The sequence below is a fragment of the Limnofasciculus baicalensis BBK-W-15 genome, from assembly GCF_024178385.1.
In the GTDB taxonomy this organism is placed as follows: domain Bacteria; phylum Cyanobacteriota; class Cyanobacteriia; order Cyanobacteriales; family Coleofasciculaceae; genus Limnofasciculus; species Limnofasciculus baicalensis.
The window spans coordinates 1-6,702 of record NZ_JAMZMM010000340.1 but is presented as its reverse complement, the minus strand read 5'-3'; the positions used below and the strand labels follow the sequence as shown (position 1 = coordinate 6,702).

4 protein-coding genes are annotated in these 6,702 nt (G+C 38.8%); 1 reads left to right on the top strand and 3 read right to left on the bottom strand.

The features are described 5' to 3' along the window. The first annotated feature begins 778 nt into the window (after nucleotides 1–778). On the top strand, nucleotides 779–4,564 hold the full coding sequence (locus NJ959_RS23830) for a GAF domain-containing protein (RefSeq protein WP_254014238.1): 3,786 nt from the start codon (nucleotides 779–781) through the stop codon (nucleotides 4,562–4,564). Between the two features lie 142 nt (nucleotides 4,565–4,706). On the opposite strand, the gene NJ959_RS23825 is transcribed toward NJ959_RS23830, so the two are convergent. From NJ959_RS23825 to NJ959_RS23815, 3 genes are all read right to left on the bottom strand, one after another. Next, complete coding sequence (locus NJ959_RS23825; protein WP_254014237.1) at nucleotides 4,707–4,934, bottom strand: hypothetical protein; 228 nt, start codon at nucleotides 4,932–4,934, stop codon at nucleotides 4,707–4,709. A 100-nt stretch (nucleotides 4,935–5,034) separates the two neighbouring features. Continuing rightward, nucleotides 5,035–6,003 (bottom strand): hypothetical protein, encoded by a 969-nt coding sequence (locus tag NJ959_RS23820; RefSeq protein WP_254014236.1) that lies wholly within the window; start codon nucleotides 6,001–6,003, stop codon nucleotides 5,035–5,037. 2 nt (nucleotides 6,004–6,005) lie between these two features. Next, nucleotides 6,006–6,702 (bottom strand): AAA family ATPase (locus NJ959_RS23815; protein ID WP_254014235.1); only part of this gene is annotated, 697 nt, incomplete at its 5' end.

The following is a 6,702-nucleotide window of genomic DNA, read 5'->3' as shown; positions in this document are numbered from 1 at the left end:
GGATAAGATGAGTATAAGAAAAAGGGGAATGGGGGAGGAGAGTTTTGAGTTCTCAATTAAAACTCTCTAACCTCTAGCCCCCTAGCTCCCCTTTAAGTTTTGCAACAATTTTTAAGTTATTTAACTATTTATCCAGAAACCCGCAATGGGAAGCCTCATCATGGGTTAAAATGTTTTCATCAGTACAAGATTTAAAAACCTACCCCCTGACTGGGGGAAAGTCTACGCCCGAAAAACCTTGAGGAGATATCACTACCCACATAGCGTGCCAACGTGGTGAGCCTGGGAACGGGAGAAATCAGGATATTAAGGCAGCGATGTCTTAATAATTTCTGTTGGTTGAGCCAGGAGAGGGTCAAATTAAATTGCGATCAGGTTATCCAAATTTCGGATAATTGCGATTCTAAAGTTCAGCTCGTCTAGGACGGAGTTGATCTAGGAAGTAGGTAAACTCTAGCGTTTTTAAATGTAGGGTGGGTAATCAAGATTGAGCTAAGACTAAGAGAAACTAAGTCTATCTTTTAAACGTCTTGGGATTTAGGCATTATGGCTGTATTGTCGATTTTTTGGGTTGAGATCGGCATGTTTGAAATAAATTTAACAATAATTAATTTAATATTTTCAACAAAAAAATTTTTGTTGGGTATGATTGATATTAGCAAAAAAAGGGGTCAGGGACTGGGGACGAGGAAGGTAGGGAAGAGGAAAGGAGACTTGACTAGCCTCTAAGAATAGAGCATCAATCCCATCTTAACTCAAATAAATTCGGAAAATCGGCATGAGTTACCTTAGAAAAAAAGCTCTCTTAAAAAATGCTCATCGGTTTAAATTCAAGATAAACCACTATCAGATTAAAGAGTCTTCAGTGGCAGAAAAAAAAACAGCGGCATTAGAATCGCTGCGGAGTTTGTATGAGAGTATTCCCTGTATTTACTTCACCATTAATACCAAGGATGTCATTCTCTCTGTCAGTCAGTTTGGTGCGGATTATTTAGGGTACGAGCCTGCCGAATTAAGCGAAAAGTCGGTAGGGGAACTATTTTATGGGGACGATTTAGACATTTGTCAAGCGCAATTAACTGAATTACCCCAACAGCCTAATCAGCTAAGTCAGTGGGAAGCTCGCCTTGTCCGGAAAGACGATAATATTATCTGGGTAAAAGCGATCGCTCGTTTAGTACCGGGAACGGAATTAAATCCCCTAATTAGCCTAGTTTGTGAAGACATTACTCCTGCCAAGGAGCAGTCAGCAGCACTAGAAGATTGTGAAGAATGTTGGCGTGTAACGTTTGAGCAAGCAGCAGTTGGGATGAGCCATTGCGATCTACAATGTCGGTTTTTCCGGGTTAATCAAACATTTTGTAAACTGCTGGGCTATACTCAGGAGGAATTACTCAGCCGGACTTTTCAGGATATTACCTATTCCGAGGATCTGGCTATTAACCTCTATCGCCTGGAATCCCTTCTAGCTGGTGAGATTGAGAATTACGCCATAGACAATCGCTACATCCGCAAAGATGGCACAATCGTCTGGGTAAATCAAACCTTATCTGTAGCACGAGATTCTACTGGAAATCCCCAACATTTGGTGGCAGTTATTAAGGATATTAGTCAGCGAAAATTAGCGGAAAATGAACTACGATGGAAAGAAGCCCTGCTAGAAGCGATGACAGGAGCATCACCATTAGCATTTTACGTGGTGGACGAGCAGACAGATAAGATTCTCTACTTCAATCACTGCTTTTGTGAAATTTGGGGTATTGAACACCTGGAAGAGCAAATGGAGCAGGGTAAGCTAAAAAATACGGATATTATTGCCAATGGCTTAACTCAGATAGGTGATGTAACGGAATTTATTGAATCAGGTAAACCAATACAAATCACAGAAAATAGAGCCACTTTTGAAGATGAGATTCCTTTTGTCAATGGACGAACAATCCGGCGTTTTTATGCTCAAATTCGCGATAAATCTGATTGTTACTTCGGTAGTCTCTATATCTTTGAAGATATTACGGGACGAAAGGTTTCAGAAGAAGCACTACAACAACAATTCCTTAAAGAAAGATTAGTAGTGGCGATCGCAAAACGGATTCACCAATCCTTAAATATAGACCAGATCCTGAATACAACAGTTGCAGAAATAAGACAAATTATCGCTTGCGATCGCGTGATTGTTTTCCGAATGCACGAGGATGGTAGTGGGGTTGTTGTTGTCGAATCAGTAGAAAAAGGATGGAAACCCATTTCCGGAACAGTAATTAACGATCGCTATTTTGCAGAAATATATGTCCAGCTTTATCAACAGGGAAGAGTGCAATCAATTGGAGATATCTACAAAGCTGGGTTAACAGAATGTCACATCAATTTACTGGATCAGTTTCAAGTTAGAGCTAACTTAGTAGTACCAATTGTACAAGAAGATAATTTGTGGGGACTATTAGTTGCTCAACAGTGTAGCGCACCTAGACAGTGGCAACCCTGGGAAATTAATTTGCTCAAAGCTATTTCCACTCATACCGCGATCGCAATTCAGCAATCTGAACTTTATCAACAAGCACAAACAGAAATAGCACAGCGAGAGCAGGTAGAAATTGCACTGCGACAGCAGTTTCAGCGGGAGAAACTTGTTGGGGCAATTACAAGGCAGATTCGCCAATCTCTCAACTTCAAAGAAATTCTCCAGGCTACAGTTGCCGAAGTTAGGCAAATTCTGGAAACTGATCGGGTAATTATTTTCCGTTTCCTGCCAGACTGGAGTGGTGATGTAGTTGTCGAATCAGTTGATAGCAATTGGCGTGCTATTTTGGGTAGCCAAATTTATGATGACTGTTTTAAAGAAGTCTATGTCTCTCCCTACCAACAAGGAAGAATTCAAGCAGTTGAGGATATCTATGAGGCTAATTTGAGTCAGTGTCATATTGATTTATTAGCTAAGTTTCAGGTGAGAGCTAATTTAGTGGTGCCACTCCTGAATGGCGAACAGTTATGGGGACTTTTGGTTGCCCATCATTGCAGCCAACCCAGACAATGGCAAGAATTTGAAATTGAGTTACTTCAGCAATTAGCATCTCAAGTAGCGATCGCAATTCAGCAGAGTCAACTATACGAAAAGACGCAATCCTTGTTTTTGCGAGAGCAAGCAATCAATCGGGTTACTCAAGCAATTCGTAGTTCCCTAGACTTAGATACAATTTTCTTCACTACGGTGCGGGAGATTGTTGAACTACTGGAAGTAGATCGCGCTCAAATCCTGCAATATCTACCAGAAAAGAAGCTCTGGTTACACCTATCAGAGTATCATAAAGCAGCAGATATTTCCCACTCTATAATTAAAGTAATTTCCGATGAAATAAATCCAATTAGCGAACAACTTAAGCGAGGAGAAATAGTACGAATTAATGATACTAATTATCTAGGAGATGGAATTAATAAGCCCATAGCGGAAGTACAGTCAGGAGCTTGGTTACTCGTGCCGTTGCACTTTGGTACTTCTGTTTGGGGTTGTATTAGCCTGGGCAAGAATCATCCCTACTATTGGCAAGATTCAGAGGTAGAATTAATTTGTGGCATTGCCGATCAAGTTGCGATCGCACTGCAACAAGCTCAACTCTATAACCAAAGCCGCACAGCAGAGGAAAAAGCTTTAACTCAAAAGCAACAACTTGAAGAAGCCTTAGAAAAACTTCAGACAACCCATGCTCAATTGCTCCATAGTGAAAAAATGTCTAGTTTGGGGCAGTTAGTGGCTGGAGTTGCCCATGAAATCAACAATCCAATCAGCTTTATTTATGGCAATGTAATTCATGCTAAGGATTACACTGAAGATCTGCTAAGTTTAGTAGAACTATATCAGAAAGAATACCCCAATCCTACAGGAGAAATTTATCGAAAATTTGAAGAAATTGAGCTGGATTTTCTGATCGAAGATTTGCCAAAATTACTTAATTCAATGCTAGTGGGTGCTGAACGAATTTGTGAGATTGTTAGTTCACTGCGGAATTTTTCCCGTGTCTCGGAAGCGGAGATTAAAGCGGTGGATATTCGCGAAGGTATTGATAGTACCTTAATGATTCTGCAAAATCGGTTGAAAGCACGGGGAGAGCGTCCAGAAATTGAGGTGATTAAAGAGTATGGTAATTTACCCCAAATTGAGTGTTATGCGGGACAGTTAAACCAAGTATTTATGAATTTACTTGTTAATGGAATTGATGCTATTGATGAACAAATTCAATGGTGGGAAACACAGCTATCCCGCCAGGAAGCCAAGGCAGAAATGCAAGCTAATCCTGGCAAGATATGGGTAAAAACTGAGCTTCTTAACGATAGGGAAATTGTTATCAAAATTACTGATAATGGCTTGGGGATGACGGAGCAAGTGAAGCGGCAACTTTTCGATCCATTTTTTACTACCAAACCTGTTGGCACTGGTACGGGTTTGGGATTGTCAATTAGTTATCAAATTGTTGTGGAAAAACATGGTGGTAAACTTTACTGCCAAAGTCAGTTTGGGGAAGGTACGGAGTTTGTGATTCAGATTCCCTTGCGACAGGAGAATTGTAGCTAGAATGGCTATATTACTCCCCAGGAGAAGATTCTCACAAGAGAAACCGCAGTCAACAATAGAAACCGGGTTTCTTAAAGAAACCCGGTTTCTCGATACCTCACATACCTTGAAATAGCTGTAGATTTAGCGATTGTTATCGCTATTAACTTTTAAGAATTGCTCCAGCGGCTGACTCTAGGGAAGGATATTCAGATTCTGGTTCACCATTAATGTGGTATTTACCTCTTACAGATTGACAAATAGTGCCGATTACTATCCCATCAGCACTATATACCTCTAATATCTGTTTAATTTGACTGGATTGAAATCCCTGGAGAGTTGTATTCCAATCACTTTTGGGAATTGAGCGAATCTTAATTGTTTCTTCCATGTTATTGACTCCTCAGTGGCTACCTGAATTAAGACTTTTATTCTAGCCTATTGGTTCCCTAGAGATAGTATTTTTAATTAAAAAAATAGAATTACTCAATTCAATCGTTGTCATATCCTCGTTGTTGACAATCCTCTTCATATACAGTTTTCAAGAAAACAGGAATATGATATCTAGTATCACTACTTTGCGCGGAATAAAATCGTCCTATTTCTAAGGATAGTTGATCTCTAAAAGTCTTTGGATGAACCCAGTCATCAGAAGGTTGAATTTGATTCCAGTACTCCTTTACTTGTTTAATTGTCAACAAAGCATAGATTAACTGATTCTTACTCGTCTCGTCTTGGGCATTTTGAAACTCAGTTTTCCAGGAATCCTGTAATTTATCTACTCCAGTACAATCCAATCCAGCGCAGTAGCTAATACGTTTGGATGCTGTCTGTAAGTTTTCCTGTAAAGCTATATCGCTACCAATTCCATCTACCATATCCATATAAATTTTTTCTAGCACTATAGGATTGCCGTTATAAATTGGAGTGCCGGAAAGATAATTATCAAAGATGGGCTGGATTTCTGGCGCAATAAAATAGGCTTCTTTATAGATTAAACCTGTCACCCATATTCGATGATTTATCGCATTTTTATCGTTAACTTTTCCTTTGTAATACAGATTACCGAAAATCGCATCTGTGTCTGTATAATTATAATTATCAATAGTTTTAACTTGCAAATCTAAATCAACAATAGCGAAAAGTTTTTCTGGAGTTAAATAGGATTTAGTGCTATCTTCAGCGTGTAACTCAGAAAGGGCGAAGTAAGTATCGATTACATCTTGACGATCCCCACAATTAAAAAACTCAGGTAGTTTTTGCTTCCACCACTTTGGCACACAAGCCTTATAAAAGTTGGCATCTGGCATCGTTTCCATTTTACCATAAGATTGAGGCGATGGTCTACCATCATTTTTGGGGATTTGCCCTTCGCATAGCACCACAATCTTATTTTTAATTCTCCTCTGTCTCAGAATATATTGACAGTGTTCTTTTAACTCTTTCTGAGTGAAACTCATTGCTAATTTTCTGTTTGTGGTTTAATAAGTTTGGGTTCTATTTCTTTAACATGAGCAGGTGTCAGTGCTTGGCATAATTCATAGGAGTGAGTCGCCAGAATATATTGATTTGTGGCTCCCCATTCTTTGAGATCGGAAATAATTTGATATTGCCAATCGGGATGAAAGGCGATTTCAATTTCATCCATGAGGACAATTGCATCTTCTATTTTACGATATTTAATCCATAGATAAATGCTAAGTCTTTTTAATTCGCCATGACTTAAGTCTTCTGGGTAGAGTTGTATGGTTTCTCCGTCTTTCTCTAATGTGAAGTTGACTCCAGAGAAGTCTGTGGTAATATTTACTTTTTTATTTCCTAATAGTAACTTCAATTCATTTAATATTGCTTGGTAGCTATTTCCATATTCACCTGTTTCTATAGCTTGTCTAAAATCGCGATCGCGAGCAGCTATAAATATTTCAATCATAAGACTGACAGGAATAAAATCATATGTAAAAAAACCTGACATCCTATATTTTGCATAGTTGATCTGTGAGTAGTAATCATCATATTCGTTACTCTGATTTCTAAATAATCTATTTCTAGATTCTTGAGAGACAAACCGAAAAACTTGGCTAACAGGAGCTGCTAGAAAAATTGTCTGTGACAATTTGTTTAAAAATTGCTTTGCTGTTGGGATCTCCATAGTATTAATA